This window comes from Myxococcales bacterium (assembly GCA_016717005.1).
Classification (GTDB): Bacteria; Myxococcota_A; Polyangia; order Haliangiales; family Haliangiaceae; genus UBA2376.
Genome location: JADJUF010000037.1, coordinates 798,175 through 821,651, shown reverse-complemented (window position 1 = coordinate 821,651; position 23,477 = coordinate 798,175). Strand labels below are relative to the sequence as shown.

20 protein-coding genes and 1 pseudogene are annotated in these 23,477 nt (G+C 74.1%); 7 read left to right on the top strand and 14 right to left on the bottom strand.

All coding sequences use genetic code 11. From position 1 onward, the window contains the following. On the bottom strand, nucleotides 1–834 hold the full coding sequence (locus IPL61_27200; protein ID MBK9034908.1) for a CDP-alcohol phosphatidyltransferase family protein: 834 nt from the start codon (nucleotides 832–834) through the stop codon (nucleotides 1–3). Between the two features lie 80 nt (nucleotides 835–914). On the opposite strand from IPL61_27200, the gene IPL61_27195 reads away from it, so the two are divergent. Then, nucleotides 915–3,209, top strand: coding sequence for a hypothetical protein (locus IPL61_27195; protein ID MBK9034907.1), 2,295 nt, complete (start codon nucleotides 915–917; stop codon nucleotides 3,207–3,209). Between the two features lie 181 nt (nucleotides 3,210–3,390). On the opposite strand, the gene IPL61_27190 is transcribed toward IPL61_27195, so the two are convergent. Together IPL61_27190 and IPL61_27185 are read right to left on the bottom strand one after the other, a co-directional pair. Continuing rightward, nucleotides 3,391–4,623 (bottom strand): trypsin-like serine protease, encoded by a 1,233-nt coding sequence (locus IPL61_27190; protein ID MBK9034906.1) that lies wholly within the window; start codon nucleotides 4,621–4,623, stop codon nucleotides 3,391–3,393. Between the two features lie 259 nt (nucleotides 4,624–4,882). Continuing rightward, nucleotides 4,883–6,019 (bottom strand): HRDC domain-containing protein, encoded by a 1,137-nt coding sequence (locus tag IPL61_27185; protein ID MBK9034905.1) that lies wholly within the window; start codon nucleotides 6,017–6,019, stop codon nucleotides 4,883–4,885. A 93-nt stretch (nucleotides 6,020–6,112) separates the two neighbouring features. On the opposite strand from IPL61_27185, the gene IPL61_27180 reads away from it, so the two are divergent. Together IPL61_27180 and IPL61_27175 are read left to right on the top strand one after the other, a co-directional pair. After that, nucleotides 6,113–6,946, top strand: a complete 834-nt coding sequence (locus tag IPL61_27180) for a hypothetical protein (GenBank protein ID MBK9034904.1) — start codon at nucleotides 6,113–6,115, stop codon at nucleotides 6,944–6,946. 209 nt (nucleotides 6,947–7,155) lie between these two features. Further along, complete coding sequence (locus tag IPL61_27175; GenBank protein ID MBK9034903.1) at nucleotides 7,156–9,945, top strand: hypothetical protein; 2,790 nt, start codon at nucleotides 7,156–7,158, stop codon at nucleotides 9,943–9,945. Nucleotides 9,946–10,174: 229 nt separating this feature from the next. Here the strand turns inward: IPL61_27175 and IPL61_27170 are convergent, their stop codons facing one another. The 4 genes from IPL61_27170 to IPL61_27155 form a co-directional block, all read right to left on the bottom strand. Then, nucleotides 10,175–10,615 (bottom strand): OsmC family protein, encoded by a 441-nt coding sequence (locus tag IPL61_27170; GenBank protein ID MBK9034902.1) that lies wholly within the window; start codon nucleotides 10,613–10,615, stop codon nucleotides 10,175–10,177. Between the two features lie 301 nt (nucleotides 10,616–10,916). Beyond that, entirely contained in the window at nucleotides 10,917–11,765 is an 849-nt protein-coding gene (locus IPL61_27165) for a hypothetical protein (protein MBK9034901.1), read from the bottom strand. 152 nt (nucleotides 11,766–11,917) lie between these two features. Next, the gene (locus IPL61_27160; GenBank protein MBK9034900.1) at nucleotides 11,918–12,574 is read right to left on the bottom strand and encodes a hypothetical protein; all 657 of its coding nucleotides are present in this window, start codon (nucleotides 12,572–12,574) and stop codon (nucleotides 11,918–11,920) included. 182 nt (nucleotides 12,575–12,756) lie between these two features. Then, entirely contained in the window at nucleotides 12,757–12,981 is a 225-nt protein-coding gene (locus tag IPL61_27155) for a hypothetical protein (protein MBK9034899.1), read from the bottom strand. Nucleotides 12,982–13,061: 80 nt separating this feature from the next. Here IPL61_27155 and IPL61_27150 point away from each other — a divergent pair, with 80 nt between their 5' ends. Together IPL61_27150 and IPL61_27145 are read left to right on the top strand one after the other, a co-directional pair. Beyond that, nucleotides 13,062–13,805, top strand: coding sequence for a 2OG-Fe(II) oxygenase (locus IPL61_27150; protein MBK9034898.1), 744 nt, complete (start codon nucleotides 13,062–13,064; stop codon nucleotides 13,803–13,805). 52 nt (nucleotides 13,806–13,857) lie between these two features. Then, on the top strand, nucleotides 13,858–14,439 hold the full coding sequence (locus IPL61_27145; protein ID MBK9034897.1) for a hypothetical protein: 582 nt from the start codon (nucleotides 13,858–13,860) through the stop codon (nucleotides 14,437–14,439). 23 nt (nucleotides 14,440–14,462) lie between these two features. On the opposite strand, the gene IPL61_27140 is transcribed toward IPL61_27145, so the two are convergent. Both IPL61_27140 and IPL61_27135 read right to left on the bottom strand, forming a co-directional pair. Beyond that, entirely contained in the window at nucleotides 14,463–15,002 is a 540-nt protein-coding gene (locus IPL61_27140; GenBank protein ID MBK9034896.1) for a GNAT family N-acetyltransferase, read from the bottom strand. 244 nt (nucleotides 15,003–15,246) lie between these two features. Then, nucleotides 15,247–16,224 (bottom strand): annotated as a pseudogene (locus IPL61_27135) (cation transporter). Nucleotides 16,225–16,317: 93 nt separating this feature from the next. On the opposite strand from IPL61_27135, the gene IPL61_27130 reads away from it, so the two are divergent. After that, nucleotides 16,318–17,325 (top strand): hypothetical protein, encoded by a 1,008-nt coding sequence (locus tag IPL61_27130; protein MBK9034895.1) that lies wholly within the window; start codon nucleotides 16,318–16,320, stop codon nucleotides 17,323–17,325. Nucleotides 17,326–17,344: 19 nt separating this feature from the next. Here the strand turns inward: IPL61_27130 and IPL61_27125 are convergent, their stop codons facing one another. The 4 genes from IPL61_27125 to IPL61_27110 form a co-directional block, all read right to left on the bottom strand. Beyond that, the gene (locus tag IPL61_27125) at nucleotides 17,345–17,764 is read right to left on the bottom strand and encodes a hypothetical protein (protein MBK9034894.1); all 420 of its coding nucleotides are present in this window, start codon (nucleotides 17,762–17,764) and stop codon (nucleotides 17,345–17,347) included. A 38-nt stretch (nucleotides 17,765–17,802) separates the two neighbouring features. Then, a complete protein-coding gene (locus IPL61_27120) occupies nucleotides 17,803–18,219 on the bottom strand; it encodes a VOC family protein (protein MBK9034893.1) in 417 nt (138 codons plus the stop codon). 290 nt (nucleotides 18,220–18,509) lie between these two features. Continuing rightward, entirely contained in the window at nucleotides 18,510–20,627 is a 2,118-nt protein-coding gene (locus IPL61_27115; protein ID MBK9034892.1) for a TerD family protein, read from the bottom strand. An 82-nt stretch (nucleotides 20,628–20,709) separates the two neighbouring features. Beyond that, nucleotides 20,710–22,110, bottom strand: coding sequence for an SET domain-containing protein (locus tag IPL61_27110; GenBank protein MBK9034891.1), 1,401 nt, complete (start codon nucleotides 22,108–22,110; stop codon nucleotides 20,710–20,712). An 86-nt stretch (nucleotides 22,111–22,196) separates the two neighbouring features. On the opposite strand from IPL61_27110, the gene IPL61_27105 reads away from it, so the two are divergent. After that, complete coding sequence (locus tag IPL61_27105) at nucleotides 22,197–22,682, top strand: hypothetical protein (protein ID MBK9034890.1); 486 nt, start codon at nucleotides 22,197–22,199, stop codon at nucleotides 22,680–22,682. Between the two features lie 3 nt (nucleotides 22,683–22,685). On the opposite strand, the gene IPL61_27100 is transcribed toward IPL61_27105, so the two are convergent. Further along, nucleotides 22,686–23,312 (bottom strand): hypothetical protein, encoded by a 627-nt coding sequence (locus tag IPL61_27100; protein MBK9034889.1) that lies wholly within the window; start codon nucleotides 23,310–23,312, stop codon nucleotides 22,686–22,688. Nucleotides 23,313–23,477 lie beyond the last annotated feature (165 nt).

Here is a 23,477-nt window from a genome sequence, read left to right as displayed (position 1 = left end):
TCACGCCGAGGCTTCGGCCAGGCCCTTGCGCACGGCCTCGCGGAAGGCGCGGCGCTCGTCGGGCGTGAGCACGATCCACGAGCCGGTCGAGTAGCTGAACGTCACGACGAACAGGCCGTCGAACAGGTAGCGCGGCGCGAGCAGGGCCACCGCGGCCAGGCCGCCGAAGGTCGCCACGATCCACAGCCGCGCGTACCAGTGGTGGCGGCGCGGCAGGTGGTGGTTCGGGAACGGCAGGTAGGTCAGCGCCGCGACCGACGCGCCCAGGATCACCGGCACGCCGATCCAGTAGCCGCCGGGGATGTGCGCCGTCAGCGCTGCGTTGACGTAGGCGATCGGGAGGAAGCCGAGCACCGTGCGCGGCAGGCCGATCCAGATCCCGCGGTAGCTGATGGGCCGGGCGATGTTGCGGGCGTGGCGGATCGAGGCGGTCACCATGATCGACCCGCCGAGCGCGATCGCCAGCACGTGCTGGAACCACGGCACCAGGCCCAGGTCGACGTCGCGGTAGACCGTGTAGACGATCGCGCCGGGGGCGATGCAGTGCGCGAGGTGATCGGAGATCGTGTCGTATTCGGCGCCGAACAGGTTCGACGTGCCGAGCTTGCGCGCCACCCAGCCGTCGAGGGTGTCGCCGAAGGTGTAGCCGATCAGGATCGACAGGCCGGCCCAGAACGGCTCGCCGTCGATGCACAGGCAGATCGCGACCACGCCGCCGAGGGCGTTGATCGTGGTGAACAGGTCCTTGATGCCGAACCAGCCGGGCGGGCGCCGGGCGGGCGCTCCGGCGGCGGGCGGCGGCGGACTCTCGGGGGCGGTGGCAGGGGTGCTCATCGGGGGCCCCATGACTAGACCAGTCCGGCCGGAGGCGGAAGCCCATTAGCGCCGTCTCGCGCGATCGACCCACCCGCGGCGTGGCCCGACCGCCACGCCAGGGTGGGCGCCCCGCTGGATCGTGCGCGCGGGCCGTCGGTCAGGCGCCCGAGTCGAGCCGGTCCGGCGCGTCGGGGCCCGCGGGTTGTGTAGGTCGTGCACGACGCCGCATCCCGAGCTGCGGCTGGACTCGCGCAGGCCGTGGTCGCCGCCGGCATGATCGCTGCAACAGGTGCGGGGCAGACGTCCCGTCGCCCGCCGCGCACCACCGCCGCGGCACCGGTGGGACGCCACCCCTTCAAGCGAGGCACATGAGCGAGTACCAGCATGCTTTCGGACAGGTGAGCGGAGCGCGGTTCGACGAGGCCGCGTGCATCGCCCTGCGCTGGGACATCGACGCCCCGTTCGCGATCGACACCGGCGAGTCCCACTGCTTCGAGATCCGGGGCAAGGGCGCGGCCTGTTCGATCCCCACGTCCGGGCGCTTCAGCGGCATCTGGCGGGCGGCGACCGGCGAGATCATCGTCACCCACCAGGGCGGGGCGATCCTGTCGCGGCGCGACGAAGACCAGGACGCCTGGGACGTCTTCAACCAGCGTGGAGGCTTCTCGGGGGTCTGGGGCCTCGACGGTCACGACCTGGCCTTCGCGTGGGGGCTCGCGCCAGGCGGCACGCGCGGCGCGATGTTCCTGCGCGGCGCCGACGGCGCGTGGGGTGAGATCGCGGCGCCGGAGCATGCGGTCCAGGGGATGCACGGGATCCATCCCGACCTGGTGCTGGCGGTCGGCCTGCGGGGCAGCATCTCCCGCTGGGCCGGCGATCGCTGGGTCGCGGTGCCGTCGCCGGTCACGGGCGCGCTCGGATCGGTGTGGGTGGTCGGCGAGGACGAGATCTACGCGTGCGGCACCGGCGCGGACTTCATCGTCGAGGGCTCGCTGCGCGACCTGACGCGACGGGGACCGTTCGAGTACCCGCTGCACCGGGTGGCGAAGGCGTTCGGCAAGCTGTGGGTGGCGACGGGGCTCTCGGGGCTGCACCAGCTCGAGCCCGGCGCGACCGAGCTCACGGCGATCAAGCCGAACGTGGTCTCTTACCACCTCGACGCGCGCGAGGAGCTGCTGATCTCCGGGGACGAGTTCCTCGTCGGGACCCCGGACGGCGCCGACTTCAACAGGCAGCCCATCGATGCGTACAAAAGGCTCGCGGCCGTGCATCCACCGAGCTGGCGCGGCGCGGCGTGGGCGCGCGCCGAGGCCGCCGAGGACGATGACGAGGCCGCTGACGAGGCCGCTGACGAGGCCGCTGACGAGGCCGCTGACGAGGCCGCTGACGAGGCCGCTGACGAGGCCGCTGACGAGGCCGCTGACGAGGCCGGCGCCCGGCTCCGCGAGCTCAAGCGGTTCCGCGGCGTGCTCGGGAAGGTCGACCCCACCGGGCGGTTCTTCGCCATCCGCGACGACGGCCACGCGATCCATGACCTGGACGACCTCGACGCGCCACCCGTGGCGTTCACCGCGCCCGGGTCGCTCGAGGCGATCCATCCGTCGGGCCGCCGCTTCGTCTGCACGAGCGCCGGCACGCTGGCGGTGGTCGATGCCGACGGCGGCGCCGCGGTCACCGTGGCCGACGTCCGCCTGTCCGCGCGCGCGTACACGTTCTCCGCCGATGGTCGGTACCTCTGGGGCTGCCAGTGGGAGTACGACACCAACGATCACCCGGCCGTGCACCTCCACCTGTACCGGGGCGACGACCTCACGCTGCTGGACTCCTGGCGCGGGCTGGAGTCCGAGCGCGGAGATCGTTCGGTGAGCCTGTGCGCTGATTCGCGTCACGACGCCCGCGTGTTGCTGGGCGAATACGGCGGCGGCGAGGAGGCCGACGGGGTGTTCAAGGTGTTCGAGGTCGAGGACGATCGCATCGTCGAGCGCCTCAGCGCGGATGGGCTCGAGGGCCTGGTGCTCCCGAGCCCGACCGAGCCGCTCCACGATCGCGCGCTCGTGTACTCCAGCCTCACGCTGCACGGCTGGGACCTCGCCACCGGCGCGTCGTCGTCGTCGCCGCTCTCGCTCAAGACCGACGACGACGGGTGCGGCCCCGTGGGCGCGTCCATGCGCGGTCGCTACTGGCTGGAGTGGTACCGCGGCGACGATCTGATCGGCGTCGTCGTGGTCGAGCCGTGGTCGAACATGGCGCCGCGCCGCGTGCCGCTCCCCGACCGGCCGGGCCGGGGCGCCGCCGCCAAGCGGGTGCGCGACGAGTGCTTCGCCGTCCAGGCCGACGACCACGTCCAGATCGTCCGCCTCGAGGGCCTGCCGGCCCTGACCGCCACCGCGTGACCGCGTGGGGCGCTCGACGAACACGGTGACGGTCGGCCAGGCTCAGCACGCCGTTGACGCGGCGGCGTCGACGGGCCTGACGGTCGGCGCCGCGGCGCTCCACGACATCGTCGTCAACCTCCCGGTCAGCCCGCAGCGCGCGCGCCGTCGTCGCCGCCGTCTGGATCGCGCCGCCGCGGCGTCACCGCGGCGCGCGTCGGCGCAGGACCGCGGCCGCGGCGAGGAGCCAGGCGAGAGTGGCGAGGGTCGGTGGCGCGCCGGTGCGGCACCCGCAGCCGCCGGCGTCGTCGGCGTCGGTCGCGCCCGCGCCGGCGTCAGGGCCGGGCGGCTGCCCGACGCAGTCGGGGTCGTCGCAGCCGGGGATGCAGTTGCCCTCGGCGCCGCACTGCCGGGCGCAGTCGGGGTCGGCGGGGCAGGTCGGGTCGCAGACGCCGTTGTCGCCGCAGTTGCCCGCGGCGATGGCGGTGCAGTCGGGATCGCGCGGGGCGGTGCAGGCCTCGGCGCAGACGCCGTCGGCGGCGCAGTGGGCGGCGGCGCAGTCGGGGTCGCCGACCTGACCGTCGACGGTGCAGGCCTCGGCGCAGACGCCGTCGGCCCGGCACGGATCGCCGGCCTCGAACTGATCGATGTGCGGCTGGATGAAGTCGGTGATGAACGGCAGATCGGCGCGCTGCTCGGCGCCGTCGAGCGTGCAGTCGGCGTCGCCCGACGAGGTCACGCCGGTCAGCCACTCGACGCCGTGCTCGACGAAGAACGCCGGCCCGCCGGAGTCGCCGCTGCAGGTCGTGCGGTTCATCGTCTCGCTGTTGAGGAAGTAGAACAGCTCGGGCGTCAGGTCGTCGGGGGCCGGGTACGAGTTGCCCACCACCGCCGGGCCGATGACCTTGATCGGGAAGGTCGCGACGCGCCGGGTGCCGAAGCCCGCGCCGGCCCCGGAGGTCACGCCGTAGCCGACGAACACCAGCGCCGGCCCGATGAAGCGCGGGGTGTTGGTCATCGTGTCGCGCAGGAGCGGCGCCGCCTGCACTGGGGCGTCGGCGGCCAGGCGCAGGATGCCGAGATCGAACGTGGCGTTGTCGTTGGGCAGCGCGCGGTAGAGCGGGTGCAGGATCTCCTCGGCCACGGCGATCCGCGTGCCGGCGGCGCCGTTGATCGACGGACCCAGGAAGATGTTGCGGACCCCGCCGATGCAGTGGCCCGCGGTCAGCACGGTCCGGCGCGAGATCACCGTGCCGGTGCAGAACGCGCGGTTCGCGCCGCCGACGCCGACGACGTAGCGGTGGTTGGGATCGGCGATGCCGTTGACGATCGCCTGGGGCTGTTCCCCCAGCGGCGCCTCGCCCGGCTCGACACAGCCGGCGACGAGGCCGAGGGCAGCGGCCAGGAGCGGAGCGCACGACCGAGCGGCGAGCATGCCCAGCGATACCGCGGCCGCGGCAGGCCCGCGAGGCCGGACCGATGGCCGTCGATGGCGGCCCATCACCCGATCGAGGCCTCGATGCCGCAACCGGCGCCGGCCCGGGCGCCGTGGAGGCGACGCGGCGCCATCGCATCTACGCGCGTGTGCACGTGCGCGGGGGGGGGGCCCTGGACCAGCCGCGGTGCGGCATGCCCGCACCACCGCAGCGATGACGGGCGCAGATCCTGGGCCGCGGCGCTGAGCGAGGGCGGGCTCAGCCGGCGGCGGCGAGCAGCGCCGGGCCCCACGCGTCGACCCGCCAGCGGCGCACGCCGTCGATCTCGGCGAGCTCGTCGAGCGAGCGCGGGCCGGCGACGGCGACGCGCTCGATCACGCGCTGGGACAGGACGATCGCCGGGTCGAGCCGGGACCGCTCGGCCTCGCCGTCACGCCAGGCGCGCAGCGCCACGACCCGGCGCTTGGCCGCGGGCGCGAACGTCTTGCGCTCGCCGTGCGTGAGGTTCGGCAGATCGCGCTCGGGCAGCGCCAGGCCGCGCGCGATGGCCGCGGCCACGGCCTCGACCTCATCGGCCTGGCGCGGGTAGGCCGCCAGCGCGCGGGCCACGTCGGCCACGGCCGTCGGCGATCGCTCGGCCAGCGTCAGGAGCAGCTCGGGGCCGACGATCTTGAACGGCGGCCGATCGGCGGCGGCGGCGCGCGCCTCCCGCCACACGTACAGCTCGCGCAGCACGGCCTGCTGCCGCCGCGACAGCGCGGCGGAGCCCTTGATCCGCCGGAACCCGTCGGGCTCCGTGCGCGTCGAGGCGTTGGGCACCAGGCCCTCGAGCGCCGCGAACTCCTCGCGCGCCCACTCGGTGCGGCCCGCGGCGGCCAGGCGCGCGGTGAGCCGGGTCGCCAGCGCCATCAGGTGCGCGACGTCGGCCAGCGCGTACGCCTCTTGCTTCGGGGTCAGCGGACGCTTCGACCAGTCGTCGCGCTGGCTGCCCTTGCTGAGCTCGACCCCCAGCTCGGCGCGCACCAGCGCCTGCAGCCCGACCTCGGCGTCGCCCAGGAGCCGCGCCGCGATCGCCGTGTCGAAGATCGTGCGGAAGCGCAGGTCGAAGTCGCGCCGCAGCGACGTGACGTCGTTGTCGCCGCCGTGGACCACCTTGACCACCGTCGGGTCCTCGAGGATCGGCGCGAGCGGCGCCAGATCGCGCACCGCCAGGGGATCGATCAGGCACGACGCGCCGCCGAACGCGGTCAGCTGGATCAGGCAGACCTGCTCGGCGTAGTGGTGCAGGCTGTCCGCCTCGGTGTCGAGGCCGATCGCGCGGACCCCGGCCAGGTCGTCGACGAGGTCTTCGAGCTGATCAGCGGTGCGGATCCATCGAGTCGGGGCGTCGGGCACGCCGCACCATAGCCTGCCCGCCGCGGCCAGGTTCCCGCTCCGGCCCGCGGATCCTCGCGAGCCGCCCCGCGTTCTCGTGTAGTGTCGCGCGCCATGCGCTCGACCTCCCTCGCCGTCCCCGCCCTCGGCGCGCTCCTCTTCGCCGGCTGCACCGACGATCCGCCGCCGACCGACCCGCCGACCTGGGAGCCGCTGGTCACCGCCAGCTGGTCGCTGGCGCCGGGCGAGGAGCGGACCTCCCAGGTGAGCCTGACGGCCGTGCCCGACGACGTCGCGATCACCGCGATCCGCCCGATCGCGCCGCTCGGCACCCACCACACCCTGCTGGCCAAGGGCGACGCGTCGCTCACCGACGGCACGTTCATCTACGCGTCAGGCGTCGGCACCCCGGAGCTGGCGTTCCCGCCCGGCGCCGCGATGAAGCTCGAGGCCGGCCAGCTCCTCGGGCTGCAGCTGCACATCTACAACATCGCCGAGACGACCCTGACCGGCACCTCGGGCGTCGAGGTCCAGACCGCCGATCCGACGACGATCCAGCACGACGTCGATCTGTTCCTGCCGGGGCCCAAGGATCTCGCGATCGCGCCCGGCGTCGCGACCGCCCGCGGCACCTGCACCGTCACCGCGCCCCAGACCGTGTTCGCGGTGTTCCCGCACATGCACCAGTACGGTACGCACCTGACGACCACGCTCACCGCCGGCGGCGTGCCGCGCGTGATCTACGACGACGCGTACTCGTTCGAGCACCAGAAGATCGTGCCGTTCGAGTCGATCGAGCTGGCGCCGGGCGACACGATCACGACCGAGTGCACCTGGAACAACACCACCGGCGCCACGATCACCTACGGCGAGAGCTCCGACACCGAGATGTGTTACTCGATCTTGTTCCGCTATCCCGACGACGGCCGCGAGTTCTGCGAGCAGTGACGCGGCGGGCGGTGCGCTGGGCGCCGCGCTGACGTGACCTCGGCGACCGGGGCGCAGGAGTCGAGGACCGGGCGACCAAGCGGCCTCCGCTCGAGACCGATCCGGGCGCGGGTCCGGCGGGCCTGGCGTCGCTCCGGAATCATCGATGTGCGTGCGCCGACGGCTGGCGCGGTCGCGCTGGCCGGGCGCCCTCGGTTACAGTCCGAGGCGTGAGCATCCAGCCCTACGACGAGCACGACTTCAAGACTCGGGTCGACGCGGCGCTCCGGCAGATCCGGACGGTGCTCGACAACACGCGGCACCCGCAGTACCCCGCGGACGTCCCGCACCGGTACGACGACAAGTACCTGCTGGCCGAGTTCGTGACCCGCGTGGCCGCGGCCGCGGCGCTCCAGTGCCTCGAGGTCGTCGGGCTGACCGCGGCGCAGGTCGTCGAGCTGGCGACCTGGGCGAAGACCCGCTCGGTCACGATCCGGCTGACGGCCCAGGAGGACTGCCGCTACCTCCGCGAGGTGACGCGCAAGGTCGAGTCGCCCGAGGAGCGCGTGACCGAGGTGCGCGGGATCCTGGGCAAGACCAAGGTGACCGAGAAGGTCGTGACGACCGTCATCGAGCACTTCTGGAGCTTCGACTTCAAGTACGAGCTGGTGGCCTTCCAGGGCGCCGCCGCCGCCGAGGCGATCACGCTGCACGCCCGGAGCGGGAGCATCGAGATCAAGACGACGCAGAAGACCACGCCGCGGCCCAAGACCGTCGTCCGGCCGCCGCGCGACGTCAACGTGACCTGGCTGTTCACGCACCTCGACGCCGAGGCGCGGGCCGCGTTCACGATCGACCGCACCGACCCGGCCTGCCACACGCCGCGGCGCAACCCCGAGATCGACGACGCGCGGCAGGCCTTCGACGAGCTCGCGGCGTGGTGCGCGAGCGTCGTGGGGTACTTCACGGACGACCTGTTCCCGGCCCAGCAGGACCACGGCCTCGACCTCGCGGCGATCACCGACCGCGACGTGTTCGTGCCGGTGCTGCCGCTGTTCGAGCGCGAGCAGCTCGGCGACGAGGGCGTCCTGCCGGGCGCGTACGCCCACGCGTTCCTGGCCGAGGAGCAGCGCAGCCTGGAGGAGAAGTGCCGCGCGCTGTCGACCGCCTTCCCCCACGACGCGTCGGTGATCACCGCCGTCGAGGCCGGCTTGCTGGTGACGCTGCGCCACGCCCAGCAGGTGTGCCGACAGTTCGCGGACGGCGTGGACTACATCGAGGGGCTCTTGCGCGCGCAGCTCATCGCGGCGATCGGCAAGGAGGTGACCCCGGCCGACTTCGCCAGCTACATGGAGTTCCACCACCGGAAGCTGGTCAAGCCGGCGTACCGCCCGCAGCCGTTCTCGTACGCGATCCGGCGCCCGGCGCACGATCCCGAGGGGGTGCTCGCGATCGAGGCCACGCGCGGCGGCGCGATGGCCGACGCGATCTCGACCAGCGTCCGGCACACCGAGGCGCGGCGGCCGATGTACTTCACCCTCGACGCCTCGACCCGGGTGGCGTTCCTCGGCGAGCGCCACCTGCACGCGTGGATCTCGCACCAGTTCTCGGGCCAGCCGGGCACGGCCCTGAGCCTGATCGCCCGGGCCCGGCAGTTCAGCAGCTTCATCTTGCTGGTCGGGCGGATCGCCTCGGCCGACGTGTTCGAGCCGCGGTTCGGGATCATCGTCCAGAACAAGGACCTCTTGAAGATCCCGCTGATGCTCGAGCAGATCCCGACGCCGAAGGAGTTCCGCGACGCGATCGAGTCGCTGTCGCCCGAGCAGCAGCGGTTCGCGCGCGCCTACCGCGGCATGCAGCTCGAGAGCACGCTCTTCGGCGTGTGCGTCATCCACATCAAGCCCCAGCTCGAGAAGCTCCTGAAGCTCCCGCCCGACAGCCTGACCAAGGAGATCCGGGTGACGCAGGAGCTGCTGAGCCTGTTCATCGAGTACCAGATCCCCAGCGATCTGCTGTCGTACGACGGGCCGGACGAGGCCGCCACCGACGAGAAGCTCGCGCGGGTGAAGGACTACGTCGCGCGGATGCAGGACATGATCGAGCTGTCCAAGAAGCGCGAGCTCGAGCAGGAGCGCGAGCGCGAGGCGATGCGGCTCGCCGAGCAGAACCGCACGCCGGTGCCGCCGCCGGCGCCGATGTACTCGGCCATGCCGGTCGGCGCCGCCGGTCCGCCGGGGTTCGGCGGGCCGCCGCCGATGCCCTCGGCCGCGCCGCCGCCGCCGCGCTCGTCGACGCGGTCCGGCGGTCCGCCGCCGATGCCGTCGGCGCCGATGCCGGTCGCGTCGGCCCCCTCGATGGCGGCGCCGCCGCCGGCCGCGCCCGCACCGCCGCCGCAACCCGCGCCCGCGTCGGCGGCGCCGCCGACCATGACCGCGGTCGAGCGCGCGGCGATGGCGTCGGCCACGAGCGGCGAGCGCGCCGGCGACGGCGAGGCGGTGGACTACACCCGGATCCCGGGCGAGCTCGACAAGAAGTTCGAGGCGCTCGACACCGACGGCGCGCTGCGCGCGACGATCATCAACCCCGGCGAGCCGTGGACCCGCACCGCGCAGAAGGGCCTGCTGGGCGCCGCCACGACCGCGCGGCTGAGCGTCGCCGAGCAGAAGACCGAGAAGCACCGCGCGTTCGATCTGCTCGACGCGCTGTCGAAGTCGGGCGCGCTCCCGATCGAGGACGCGAGCCTGCACGTGGTGATCGCCGCGACGCACTGCTTCGACAAGACGCTGCTCGAGACCGTGATCCAGGACAACGTCAACCCGATCGAGAAGGTCGAGCGCTCGCTGATGATCGTCGGGTCGACGATCCACGGGCTGCCCGCGGGGGACCTGCTCGCCGAGGACCAGCGCGCCCGGTTCTTCGCGACGTCGCCGCAGCTCGCCAGCGGCAGCGCCGCGCCCGACGGGTCGCCGGCGCAGCTGCCGGAGGTCGCCGCGCCGGAGCAGCTACCGGACGTGCCGTAGCTACCGGACGTGCCGTCGCCGCCGGACGTGCCGTCGCCGCCGGACGTGCCGTCGCGGCCGGACGTGCCGTCGCCGCCGGACGTGCCGCACGTGCCGCACGCGCCGTCGCGAGGCGTTCGAATCCGCGCGCTTTGCCCGTGCCTGGCCGGCGCGCCCGAGGACGTCTCTCCCGAGCGCGGGTCGAGGCGCCAGCGCCGCCAGCGCCGCCGTCGCGAGCGGCGCGGCGCGCTCAGGCGTCGGCCGCGGTCAGCTCGACCGCGAAGGCCGGCCCGCGGGCGATGGTCTTCTTGACCTTGCAGCTATCGACGGCGCGGGCGAGCGCGTCGCGGTAGCGCGCCGGAAAGCCGATCGGTGGCGTGACGCGCAGGATGACGTGCGCGGGCAGGTGCGTCGCGGGGTCGTCGATCACCTCCTGCTCGAGGCGCAGGCCCTCGGTCGACAGGCCCCGCGCCTGGCAGAACCCGAGCGCGTAGATGCCGGCGCAGGTCGCGATCGACGCGAGGAACAGATCGAACGGCGCTGGCGCGCTCTCGGCGCCGCCGCCGGCAGCCGGCTGATCGGTCGCGATCGTGAAGCTGCCGATGTGCGCGTCGACCCGCTTCCCGCCCGGGAACGTGACGGTGATCCCGGGGTGGTGGGCGACGACGGCGATAGCGGCGGCGGTGGTCATGTCGCTGAGAGCCAAGGGCGCGGCCGACGGTGCGGCGCGCCCCTGCGGTGAACCGTCGCGGGGCTCCTCGGCAGACCTGATCCGCCGGGACGCGTCACAACCGCCCGAACGCTCCGGGGACGGGCGCTGCGGCTCAGCCGGCGAGCTCTGATCCGCCCGCCCGAACGCGCTGGGGACGGGCGCTGCGGCTCAGCCGGCGAGCTCTGATCCGCCCGCCCGAACGCGCTGGGGACGGGCGCTGCGGCTCAGCCGGCGAGCCCTGATCCGCCCGCCCGAACGCGCTGGGGACGGGCGCTGCGGCTCAGCCGGCGAGCCAGGCCGCGGGGACGTGGAGCTCGTGGACGTCGCGTCGGTGGGCGCCGTCGCCGCGGACGATCGTGACGTGCCCGAGCCCCTCGAGCTCCCAGGCCACCCGGACCCGATCGTGGTGCCCGAGCGCGGTGCCGGCGCACAGCTCGAGCCAGCGCCAGCACCACTCCTCGCACAGGTTTGCGGGCGAGGTCTGGCCGTCGTGGTGGGGCGAGCTGAACCGGAACCGGGCGGTGGCGCCGTGGCGCGAGCACTCGAGGTGCAGCGGCCAGCTCGAGGGCAGGCCGCGCCAGTTGCCGTCGTCGGGTGGGTCGATCGCCGCGTCGGGCGCGACGCCCAGCAAGCGGCGCACGGTCGCGAGCGCGGGCTCGGCGTGGCGCAGCCCGACCTCGATCACGAGGTCGCGCGAGTCGAGTCGAACCGTGGGCCGCGTGTAGCTCACCGTCGCGATCGCGCCCTGGCCGGCGTACTCGTGGAAGCCCGTGGACCCGGCGCCTCGGGGCGTCGGTGTCAGCGCGTCGCCGAAGTAGCTCTCGACCCACTCGAACATGTTGGTCCAGATGTCGACGTCCGGGAATCGCGTGATCGACAGCACCACGTAGCCGGGGCTGACCGCGAGGTCGGTGTGGGGCGGCTCGTAGAGGTGCGCGAGGCCGGTCCGGAACCGGCACGCGCCGCGGAACTCGACGCACGGCGCGGTCCCGCGCAGCGCGTTCACCGCGAGGCTCGCGGCTTCGCCTGGCGTCGGCAGCGGCGACGACATGGCGCCGACGCCTTCGATGTCGAGCAAGACGAGCAGCTCGCCGAAGGAGAACACCGGTTTGTCGACCTCGCCCATCACGGGGACACGCTACACCCGCGTCCACGCGCGCGCGCGGTAGTTCGCGCGACCAACTGTCGCGATCGTCGCGGCGCCGGCCGCCGGGCGGGGGTCAGGGCACGAGCTTGAACCCGGTCCGGGCGACCGGGCCCGGCCCGGATCGCCCGGCGCGGTCAGGGCACGAGCTCGACCGCGGTCCCGGCGACCGGGGCGTCGATGACCATCACCTCGGGCACGCCGCCCGAGGTGTAGCCGCCGAACTTGAAGCAGTCGTGGTCGTCGGCGGACGTGCACGCCCAGACGCCCGGGTCGGTGTCGACCGGCAGCCGCGCGCACGCCGCCGCGGTGCCGAGATCGAAGGTCATCACGCGGAGCGGGCCCTCGAAGTTCTTGGCCGGCAGGCCGAGGGTGGTGCCCAGCGCCGCCGGGTCGTGGCGCCCCGCGGTCATCGCCCGGTCGAGCGCGGCCCGGATCGTCGTCGCGGGCGCGGCGAACAGGTAGCACCCGGTCGGGTTGCACCGTCCCCAGCGCTCCGCGGCCGGCGCCACCACGTACTTCTGGTAGTCGGCGTCGCGCATCAGCCAGCTGACGTGGCCGTCGGGGAAGTTGGTGGCCAGGTGCTCCGCGATGCTCCACGGCGCGGCCCGGCCGTCGGCGTCCTGGCTGACCAGCTGTTGCTCGGGGCTGCACGCCGCGAGCGCGGGCGAGGGTGACGGTGACGGTGACGGTGACGGTGACGGTGACGGCGCGGGCGTCGGGTGTTGCACGGCCGGCGCGCTCCGATCGCAGGCGACGAGCAAGAGCAGGAGCGTCCAGCGGAGGGGCTTCACGCGCCTGAGCATACCCTCGCGCGACCGGGCGGCGCGTGTCGGGTTCAGCCGCCGAGCGTCCAGATCTGCCGGCCGGCCTTGAGGTCCTGCTCGCGGATCGAGACCGCGTCGGCTCAGCCGCCGAGCGTCCAGATCTGCCGGCCGGCCTTGAGGTCCTGCTCGCGGATCGAGACCGCGTCGGCTCAGCCGCCGAGCGTCCAGATCTGCCGGCCGGTCTTGAGGTCCTTCTTGCGGATCGAGACCGTGTCGGCGCCCTCGGCCTCGGCGATCGCGCGCAGCTCGCGCTCGTCGGCGTCGGTGCCGTCGCAGAACCCGATCGGCCGGGGGTTGCCGGCCTGGATCAGCTGGACCTGGAGCTCGCCCTTGTCCCACCGGGTCTGCGACGCGTTGTTGTGCGGGTAGATCATGATCGCGCAGCCTACGCCGACCCCATGACCACCGCGTCGGCCCAGCCCCGGCGCGCCGGGCGCGTGCTACCAACCGCTCGGTGACGTCGCTCGTCCGGAGCCTGTCGGCGTTCGAGCCGTGGTCGTTCGACCGCGCGGCGCTGGGCGCGCTGGGCCGGGCCCGCCACGCGACCTACCGCGACGCCCAGCCGTACCCGCACGTGGTGCTCGACGGCGTGCTCGGCGACGCGCGCTCGGCCACGCTCGCGCGCGCGTTCCCGCCGGCGACCCACCCGCGCTGGAAGCGGCGCGATCACGCCGAGCAGGCCGGGCGGCTCGGCCAGCTGCAGCGCGCGGCCTTCGAGGACGTCCCTGGCGAGCTGCGCTGGCTCCTCGCCGAGCTCGGCGGGATGGCGTTCCTCGACTTCCTCGGGGCGCTCACCGGACAGCGCGGGCTGATCGCCGATCCGCACTTCACCGGCGCGGGCTTGCTCGCGACCGTGGCGGGCGGGCACCTCGCGCTGCACGCCGACTTCAACCGCGACAGCGCGCGCCACCTCGATCGCGTGCTGACGGTCCTCTACTACCTCACGGTGACCTGGGACGAGGCCTGGGGCGGCGAGCTCGAGCTGTGGGACCGCGCGCGCACGGGCTGCCAGGTCCGGATCGCGCCGGTGCGCGACCGCCTCGTCGTCCTGGCCCACGGCGACGATCACTGGCACGGGCACCCGACGCCGCTGCGCTGCCCCGACGATCAGCTGCGCGCGGTGGTCGCCGCGTACTACTACGCCGCGCGCGCGGTGCCCGGCGACGACGACGGCGCCCACGGCGCCATCTGGGCGTGAGCCGATCAGCGCGGCGCCGGCGCGCCCAGCGCACTTCGGCTACGCTGCGCCGATGTCGAGCCCGCTGTCCGCCGCGCGCGTGCTGTCGGTCGACGGCGCCACCGCGCACATCCGGCTCGAGCCGCAGCAGGCCCTGACGCTGCCGTACTCGGACGCGTTCGCGCTGGCGCTGGCGTACGAGCCGCTGGCGTCGATCGTCTACTACCAGCCGGGCCGCCCCTGGCCGCACGCGATCACCGGGCCGTTGCAGGCGGCGGTGCGCGGCGAGCTCGGCGGCACCGACCGCACGGTGAACGACGCGTTCACGGGAGGCTGCGATCGCGACGCGCTCCTCACGATCGCCCGCCGCTACGTGACCTGCGTCGGCTACCGCGATCCGGTCGGCGCGCTGGTGCCGGTCGACGTCCAGCCGGACCGCGCCGGGCAGTTCGTGCCGCGATCCCCGCCGACCGCGGCGGCCGTGACCCGCGCCGTGGTCCGCGCGTTCGACCAGCACTGGATCACGCCGGTCGGTCCCGCACCGGCGGTGACGATCATCCTCGCGGCGACCGACCCGCGCTGGCTGCGTCACCTGGTCCCCGACATGCGCTGGGACAGCTACGTCTTCGACGACGACGCGCCGATGTACCCGTAGGCGGTGGTCGAGCGGCGCGCGCCCTACGCGCCGGTCCCGAGCTGCTTCTCGAGGACCTCGAACCGGAGATCGGGGCGCTTGGGCTCGCCGAAGCGCTCGTCGCCGTACGGGAACGGTCGGTGGACGCCGGTGCGGACGTAGCCGCGGCGCTGGTAGTAGGCGATCAGCTCGGCCCGGACGTCGATGACGGTCATGCGCATCGTCGGCAGGTGCCAGTCGTCGCGCACGAGCCGCTCGGCCTCGGCCAGGACCGCGCCGCCGAGCCCGCCGCCCTGTCGCCCCGGCGCGACGGCGAACATCCCGAAGTAGCCGGCGCCGTCGTCCACCATCACGTGCGCGCACGCGATCAGCCCGGCGTCGTCGTCCGCGACCAGGACGCGGCTGTGCGGACGCTCGAGGCAGGCGCGGAGGTCGGTCGCGTCGGTCCGGCGCCCGCCCAGCAGATCGGCCTCGGTGGTCCAGCCCGCGCGGCTGGCGTCGCCGCGGTACGCCGACTCGACGAGCGCGACCAGCGCGTCGACGTCGTCGAGGGTGGCGCTCCGCAAGCGCAGATCGGCGACCATGGCTGGGCGGAATCTACCCCAGGCGAGCCCGCGTGGCGGATCAGCTCGGCGCGGGCGGATCGACGGGGGGCGCGGCGGGCGCGGGCGGATCGACGGTGGGCGCGGCGGGCGCGGGCGGATCGACAGCGGGCACGGGCGGAGCTGCGCCGGGCGCGGGCGGATCGACGGCGGGCGCGGCGGACGCGGTGGTCGCGATGGTCACGGGCGGATCGACGGCGGGCGCGGCGGTCGCGGTGGTCGCGCTGTCGTGGCGGGCGTTCGCCAGCACGGTGTCGAGCTGCCACGGGATCCGCCGCTCGAGCGGCGCCGCGCGCTCGGGGCAGTCGACCATCGTGCACACCCGGCACGACGGGGGCACGCACGGATCCATGTGGATGAACAGCTCGACCTCGCGGTCGTGGTCGTTGACCAGCCGCTCCATCCGCGTGATCTCCTGGTGCGCCTGCGCGAGCGTGTAGTACCAGGGCAACGTCACGTGGCAGTCGACGTGCAGCACCGCGCCGTAGGTGATGGTGCGGAAGTTGTGGATGTCGATCCACGGCGGGCGCCGGCTGGCCTCGAGCTGCGCGATCACCGCCGCGGCGAGATCGTGGTCGGCCTCGTCCATGATGCCGGCCACCGAGCGGCGCAGCACGCGCATGCCGGTGTAGATGATGTAGAACGCGAACCCGATCGCGAACACCTGATCGAGCCAGACGACGCCGGTGAGCTGGATCATCACCAGCCCGACGACCATCGCCACCGTGCTCCAGGCGTCGCTGAGCAGGTGCGCGCCGCTGGCCTCCATCGTGATCGAGTGCGCGCGGCGGCCGCGCCGCTGGAGCCCGAGCCCCATGATCAGGTTGAGCGCGCCCGCCGCTGAGGTCAGCGCGATGCCGATCCCGAGATCGTGGAGGTGCTGGTCGGCGAGCAGCGCCGCGACCGCGCGCCAGATGATCAGGCCGCCCGCGACCATCACCAGCGTGCCCTCGATGCCGGCCGAGATGAACTCGATCTTGCCGTGGCCGTAGGGGTGCTCGCGATCGCGCGGCTGCGCGGCCAGCCACAGGCTGTAGAGCGCGAACGTCCCGGCGCTGACGTTGACGATGCTCTCGAGCGCGTCGCTGAGGATCGTGTTGCTGCGGGTCAGGCTCCAGGCGACGAACTTGATCGCCAGCAGCACCACGCCCGCCACGACCACCACGGCCTGGAGCCGGACGTTGTCACGGGCGGTCGAGGCCATGGCGCATCCTATGCCACACGGCGGGCACGCGCGGGCGAGCGGAACGAAGTCGAGGCTTGTTCAGGTCCGCGCTCCGGCGGTAGCCTCGTCGGCATGGGCTCCCTGGGACACGTCTTGGCCGCCATCACCGGGGTCGGAGCGCTGGTCGGATGCGCCGACCGTCCAGGCGCGGCCGACGCCGGCGCGGTCGTCGACGCCGCGCCGCCGGTCCCGAGCCGGGACCACACCTACGTGATCAGCCGGATCCAGATGCCGCGGGTCGCGGGCGAGGCCACCGCCTTCGGCTTCGATCTCGACGGTGTCCCCGGCGACGACCTCGACGGCATCGACAACAGCTTCGGCGGGTTCCTGACGACGCTACGGCTCCCCAGCGGGACGGCTGCGGTCGACACGGGGATCGCCCGCGGCGAGACGATCCACCTGATCAACCTCGCGGCCGGCGACCTCCTCACCCCGTCGCCAGCGGGCATGTGGCTCTTCGTCGGCGACCCAGCGACGGCGACCCCGGCGCCCTGCGTCACTCCGAGCGACATCAATTGCCGTCACCACCTCGAGGGCACGGGCCAGTTCTCGATCGCGGACGGGACCCCGACCGATCCCCACCTCGACGGCGCCGTCGCCGGCGGCGTGTTTCAGGGTGGCCCCGGCACCCTCGACCTGCCGCTGGTGCTGGTCGAGGGCCACCCGCCGGTGACGCTGACGCTGCACCGCGCGCGCGTGCAGCTCGACGTCGTGTCCGCGGGGGTCGGGAGCAAGATCGGTGGCGCCATCACGGCCGTCGACTTCGAGGCCCAGATCTACCCCGCGGTCCAGGAGATCTCGACCTTGGCGATCGAGCGCGATTGCCCGATGCCGCGGGCGTCGCCGTTCTGCAACTGTCCGAGCGGGTCCGAGGGCCTGGGGGTGATCGGGTTGCTCGATACGGCCCCCTACGACTGCAAGGTGTCTCCCTTGGAGGTCGCCCGGTTCATGGACCGCTTCCAGCGCCCCGATCTGGATCTGTTCGACGCCAGCGGCGCACCCGGGAGCGACGGCGTCAACGACTCGATGTCGTTCGGGGTCGGCCTCCAGCTCGTCTACGCGACCTTCCCGGTGCCCTGAGCTCGCGCCGACCGCGCCGTCACAGGCGCATGCACAGCAACGTCGGCCCGTCGGCCTGCGCGAGCAGCGCCAGGCGGCCGGTGTCACCGATGAACAGCGCGTCCTGGCCGCGGCCGAGCTCGAGCGCGCCCGCGACGCTGGTGCGCCGGGCGCCGGCGCCGTCGAGGTAGACGCCCGGCATCGCGCCGAAGCGCGCCTCGAGGCCCGCCGGCGACTGATCGGCGCCGGTCAGCGGCGTCGGTGCGCCGCCCAGCCAGCGCGCCAGGGTCGCCAGCGTCTCGGCCCGCCGGGCCGCGGTCGACAGCCGCTGGCCGATCTGCCGCTGCTTGGCGGCGACGACGAACCGACCGGTGAACAGCTGCACCGCCGCCTCGAGCCCGCGCTGATCGACCGGCGCGCTCGCGCTCGGCGCGCGGGGAGCGGTGCGGCGGGAGCCCACGCGCGCAGCATACCCGGGCCGCGGGGTGGGCGCGCGCGTCACGGCCGCGGCTGGCTGGCCTCGCCGTCGCGGCTCGCGATCACGACGCCGTAGCCGTCGGGGTCGCGCAGCCAGATCTCGCGGTGATCGGGCCCGCCGTCGCCCGCGGGCGGGTTGCGATGCGGCGCCCGCCACACCGTGGCGCCGAGGGCGGTCGCGCGCGCGACCGCCGCGTCGAAGTCGTCGGTCTCGAACCACAGCAGGACCCCGTTGCCATACGGTCGGTCGGCCGGGTCGCCGATGGCCCCGTGGTCGTGCTCGACGTCGAAGTGGTGCAGCTGGAGCACGAGCCGCGCGCCGATCATCAGCCGCTCGTACGCAGGCCCGCCGTGCGCGCTGTGAGCGCCGAGGATCGTCTGGTACCAGCGGCTCGAGGCCTCGACGTCGGTGCAACAGATCAGCGGCTGCGGGCGCATCCGGATCGAGTAGCACGGGCGATTCGAGCGCGCGGTCGCGCGACACGGCACCGGCGCCGCGCGGGCGCGGCCGGCGGCGATCGCGTGTGGCTCGGCGCGCGCGATCAGCGAACGCGCGCGGTCAGGTAAAAGGTGGCGGAGAGCGGTCGAGCTAGAGACCGGCGCTCTACCACTGAGCTACCTCGAGCGAGCTCGAGAGGGGGATTCGAACCCCCGACCGCCGGTTCCGGATTAGTAGAAGGAAGCGCGACCATAGCCGCCGGGGTTGAGCGTAGCGCGCGCCGGGGCGATCACGCCAGGTACTCGGCCATGATCACCTCGAGGTCGCGCGGCGTGGTGCCGGTCTCGACCGAGAACACCGTGTCGGCCTCGGCCGCGGTGTCGACCCGGGTCCCGCGCGCGTCGGCGTGCAGGCCCCACAGGCGGTGCAGGCTGGTCTTGTGCAGCACGGTCATCGCCTGGACCAGCTGCCCGAGCGACGAGCGGTTGCGCTCGACCGTCGCCGTCCACTGCGGCGGCTGGCGGTGCGCGACGTCGGTCCAGATCACCTCGCGCGTGACGACGTCGATGATCGCCGGGATCGCGATCCGCTGGTCGGCGGCGAGGTCGACCCGATCGACGACGGTGGCGGGCTCGAAGATCTCGCCCGACGCCGGCTCGGTCCGCATCATCCAGCCGACGAAGCACTCGGGCAGGTTGCAGAACGGCTGCGACGTGAACGCGAACGCCGACGCGACGATGTAGCGGACGCCGTAGTCGCGCACCGACGCCAGGTCGAGGTCGATGAACTCGCAGGCGCCGTCGGGCGCCGACGTGATGTCGCCGCTGTGGGCGCCGTGGAGCTTGCCCGACCGCAGGTTGGTCCACGAGATGTGCTCGCGGTACGTGAACGCGTCGTCGTACAGCGCCGCGCTCAGATCGATGTCGACCCGACCGGTGGGCTTGCCCTCGACCAGGCCCTCCTTCCACCACAGGAAGAACCGCAGCGTGCCGCCGGCCGGCAGCGGGATGCGCGAGCCGCGCACCAGCGTGCGCAGCGCCTTGCTGGCCGAGCGCTGCGACGACGGCACCAGGTACGTGGCGAGCTGCGGATCGACGTAGACCTTGCCGAGCGGCGCGAGGCGCGCGAACCGGGTGCGCAGCGCGCCCTCGCACGCGACGACGACCGCCGCGGTCACCGCGGGCGGCAGCGGCGGCAGCGTGTTGGGGACGGTGACCACCTTGGCGGCGTCGCCCTTGGGGAAGATCGGCCGCACCGCCTCGGGCGCGCCGCGATGCTCGAAGTGGGTGAGCACCTGCAGCAGCACCGGCGTGCTGACCTCGCCCGCGGCGGTCGTGAACGCGTCGAGCACCGCCGGCTGCTGCGCCGGCGTCGCCAGCCGCAGCAGGTGGTCGAGGCGCCGGGCCAGCTCGCCGGGGCGGGTGCGCAGCCGCGCCAGCGCGCGCGCGACGTCGGGCGTGCGCAGCGCGTGCTCGACCTGGCGGTTGAACGTGGCCGGCCGCTCGCCGGCGCGCAGGCGCGCGAACGCCGCGCCGGCCTTGGGATAGCGATCGGCCAGCTCGCCCGGGTGCAGGCGCTCGCCGAGCCGCAGCCAGGCCTCGCGGTGCCGCCAGAGATCCTCGTCGGGCGCCGCCAGCCGATCGACCAGCGCGACCAGCAGCCGGCGCTCGGCGCGCGCGAAGCTGCGAAACTTGGTCGGCGCCGCCAGGCTGACGTCGCCGTCGGAGCGCGCGACCGCCAGGCGCAGCACGTCGGTGGCGGTGCGGAAGTAGCGGGTCAAGAGCACGTCCGAGGCGACCTTGTGCTCGAGCAGCACGCCGGCCGTGAACGCCAGGTTCTCCTTGTGCGGGATCTCCGGCGGCAGCACCTCGGTGAGGTCGGCGCCGTAGTGGATCAGCAGCGCGCGCAGGTCGTCCTGGTCCTGCGCGGAGATCGAGGTCGCGGCGCCGATCAGGTTGCGCGCGATGGCGCGCAGCTCGGCGTCGTCGCCGAGGTCGAGCACCTCGAGCTCGACCGCCTCGATCAGCGGCGGCCGATCGGCGACCGGGTAGACCGGCATGATCCGCAGCCCGACCCAGTCGCCCAGGTAGTGCATGAGCGCGTTGACGTACAGCTCGGCGTCGGCGGCCTCCATCACCTGGCGCGGGAAGTTCGGGTACATCGGCTGCCACGCGACGTCGGCGCCCTTGAGCTTGCGCAACGTCGACACGAGCTGGCCGTAGGTCGCGGCGAGGTCGCGCTCGGACAGCGTGCGCAGGCGCGCCAGCAGCGGCGGCGAGCACGTGAAGCCGAGCCGCTCGAGGTTCTTGAGCGCCGTCGCGACGTAGCCGAGCGGGAGCGCGTCGGCGCCCGCGGGGACGATGACCTTGCGCTTGCGGCGCAGGTACAGCGAGTTCAACGGGTGCAGCGGCGGCGACGCGGGCCCAGGGGTGACCGTCACCGCGCGAGCATACCCCGTGGGCGAGGCGGCCTCGGGGCGCAGCTCGAGATCATCGTGCGTGCGGCGCGCGGGCGGTCGTGAGCGCGTCCGCGAGCGCGTCCAGGTACGCGCGCGCCAGGGTGTGCGCGGCGCCGCCTGCGGGTGACAGGGCCGCCGCGGCGGCGCGCAGCGCGGCGGGCGTCGGATCCGCGAGGTGGGGCGTCGCCAGGGCCACGAACTCGATGAGCTGGGCGAGGACCGCACGCTCGCCGGCGCGGACCAGCGCGCAGGCCCGGTGCCAGGCGCTGTTCGACGGTGCGGCGTCGAGCGCGGTCAGGCGAGCGCGGCTGCGGCGCGCGGCGTTCGACAGCGTGTCGAGCGCGGCGCGCTCGACCTCGGCGCCCAGCCATGGGACGTCGTCGTGGTCGTCGTCGTCGGCGCGGCCGCGGCCGTCGTCGGCGGCGGCGAGCCGCCGGGCGCTCGACAGCGCGCGGAGGAAGCGGTCGTCGGGTTCAGCGCCGACGACGACCGACGCCGCCGGGAGCGGCGCCCACGGCCGGCGCGCGCTGCGCCCGACGTCGGGCATGGTCGCGAACTCCAGCAGCGCCTCACCGGCGGGGTTCTCGGCGAGCGCGAAGCCGTAGCTGGCGAGGAGCTTGGCGTTGCTCTTGGCGCCGTACGCGAAGTGGACCTCGGCGCCGGCCGCGATGTCGCGGGCCGCGCGGACCTGGTAGCGCTCGGTCACGGGGTCGTAGTGCCAGGTGGTGTCGCCGTGGCCGTGGTTGAACAGGTCGACGACCGGGATGAACGCGAGGCGATCGTCGAGCGAGAACGGCGCGTTGAAGCCGCGCGACGCGACGATCGCCCGGCCCCACGCGAAGTCGGCCAGGGGCACGCGCGCGCGCAGCTCGGGCGGCAGCGCGGCGTAGGTGTCGACGACGTCGCGGTGCAGGTCGGCGGCCAGCCGCCGCGCCGCGGTGCCGGCTAGCGGGGCGAGGTCGTCGTCGCCGTGGAACATCGGCAGCTCGGCGAGGTGCGCCGGCAGCGCACCGAGGAAGTGGCGCCACGGCGAGTCAGTCCGCCGCGCCTCCTGCGGCAACCACGCCGCCAGCGCGTCGCACGGGCTGTGGGCGTCGACGCCGAGGTCGGTGGCGCCGGTCGCCGAGGCCGCGAGCTCGTCGCTCACGATCATCAGCCGCCGCGGGATCATCACGAGCGTCTGGCCCGCCGCGATCGCCCGGGCGGCGCGCACCGAGCCGTCACCGCGCGCGTCGACGTGGAGCTCGACGCCGTCGATCTCGGCGCCGGCCTCGGTCGCCCACGCGAGCACGCGCGCGACCGCGGTCGCGCGCTCGGCGGCGGTCGGCGTGGCGACCGCCCGCGCCGGCAGCGGCGCCCAGCCGGGCTCGTTCACCGCGGGCGTCGGCGCGCGCCGGTCGACCACGTCGCCGTCGAGATCTGCCGCCGTCATCGGGCGAGCATACGGTGCGCCGCGCTCCGCGAGTGCGGTCGAGCACATCTCCCTCCGCCCCACGTGCGCTCGGCGTATCCTCGCCCATGTCGTGTCGTCGGTTCGGTCTGGTGCTGCTCGGCGTCGCCGCGATCTGCGTGCTGCTCGCGCTGCGGGGCTCGTTCGTCTACGACTTCAAGCGGTACACCGTCGACGATGGCCTCGACGCGAGCCGCTGGACCTGGCTGGGCGTCGCCGGGGCCGGGCTGCTGGCGCTGGTCGCGGTGCGGCGGCGGGCGCTGACCGGGGTCGCGGCGGTGGCGAACGTGATCGCGGCGGCGGCGCTGGTCGCGGCGCTGGCGTGGACCGTGCGCGCCACACCGCGTCGGCCGGCCGCGCCCGAGCGACCCGAGGTCAACTGCGACAACCAGAACATCGGCGTCGCCTGCCGCCTCGGCCGGGTCCTCGACTGGTCGCCGGCGCCGCCGCCGGCCGCGCCGTCGCGGGCGCTGCTGATCGCGACCCTGGGCGCCTACGCGCTCGTCGGCGCGGTCCTGGTCGATCAGGTGCGGCGGCGCCGCGGCGCGCGCTGAGCCCTACTTGCGATCGCAGGCCTCGTCGATCCAGGCGCGCAGGCCGGCGGCCCCGAGCACCGCGGTGTACGCCTCCCAGATCTTCGACCCGTGCTCGGACAGGTCCTGCGGGTGATCGAGCGGCGTGGTCACGCCGTCGTGCTCCCACTGGAGCTGGCGCTGCTGGTCGGTGAACACGAGGCGATGGATCCCGGCCGGCCCGGTGAAGGTCATCGACCCTGACGGATAGTCGTCGGTCCAGTGCGACTCGCCCTCGTCGCCGGGATCTGCGTTGGCCATCTGGGTGCGGGCCGCCTCGGCCTCGCTCTGGAGCGCGGCCACGACCGCGCGCGGCACCGCGACGACCTTCTTCGCCGCGCGGTCGTCCTTCCAGCCGACGGTCAGCTCGGCCTCGCCCTCGAACCGGTCGCCCTGCGCCGTCAGCCGCGCCGCGAAGTCGTGGGTGCACCCGAGCCCGATCCACACGTCCTTGATCTCGATGACCTCGGCGCCGAGCAGCGGCCCGGCGTCGGTCGAGCCGGGCACCGCGACCGGCTCGTTGTGCGGCACGGCGGTCGCGGCCGGCGGTCCGCCGCCTCCGCACGCCGCGCAGACCAGGATGACGACGAGGGCCGGGTCGAGGGCGCGCATGGCCGCAGGCTAGCAGCTCGATCGGTGCGGCGTTGGCGCCGGATCCGCGGCGCCGCGTCGGGATCGGACCACGGCGCGGCGTTGGCGCCGGATCCGTGGCACGGCGTTGGCGCCGGATCCGCGGCGCCGCGTCGGCATCGGGCCGCGGCGTCGGATCGCCCGCGA

Coding starts and splice junctions, on each gene's coding strand:
- IPL61_27200 (MBK9034908.1), bottom strand. CDS start 834: ATGAGCACCCCTGCCACCGCCCCCGAGAGTCCGCCGCCGCCCGCCGCC.
- IPL61_27190 (MBK9034906.1), bottom strand. CDS start 4,623: ATGCTCGCCGCTCGGTCGTGCGCTCCGCTCCTGGCCGCTGCCCTCGGC.
- IPL61_27180 (MBK9034904.1), top strand. CDS start 6,113: ATGCGCTCGACCTCCCTCGCCGTCCCCGCCCTCGGCGCGCTCCTCTTC.
- IPL61_27170 (MBK9034902.1), bottom strand. CDS start 10,615: ATGACCACCGCCGCCGCTATCGCCGTCGTCGCCCACCACCCCGGGATC.
- IPL61_27155 (MBK9034899.1), bottom strand. CDS start 12,981: ATGATCTACCCGCACAACAACGCGTCGCAGACCCGGTGGGACAAGGGC.
- IPL61_27145 (MBK9034897.1), top strand. CDS start 13,858: ATGTCGAGCCCGCTGTCCGCCGCGCGCGTGCTGTCGGTCGACGGCGCC.
- IPL61_27140 (MBK9034896.1), bottom strand. CDS start 15,002: ATGGTCGCCGATCTGCGCTTGCGGAGCGCCACCCTCGACGACGTCGAC.
- IPL61_27130 (MBK9034895.1), top strand. CDS start 16,318: ATGGGCTCCCTGGGACACGTCTTGGCCGCCATCACCGGGGTCGGAGCG.
- IPL61_27120 (MBK9034893.1), bottom strand. CDS start 18,219: ATGCGCCCGCAGCCGCTGATCTGTTGCACCGACGTCGAGGCCTCGAGC.
- IPL61_27110 (MBK9034891.1), bottom strand. CDS start 22,110: ATGACGGCGGCAGATCTCGACGGCGACGTGGTCGACCGGCGCGCGCCG.
- IPL61_27105 (MBK9034890.1), top strand. CDS start 22,197: ATGTCGTGTCGTCGGTTCGGTCTGGTGCTGCTCGGCGTCGCCGCGATC.
- IPL61_27100 (MBK9034889.1), bottom strand. CDS start 23,312: ATGCGCGCCCTCGACCCGGCCCTCGTCGTCATCCTGGTCTGCGCGGCG.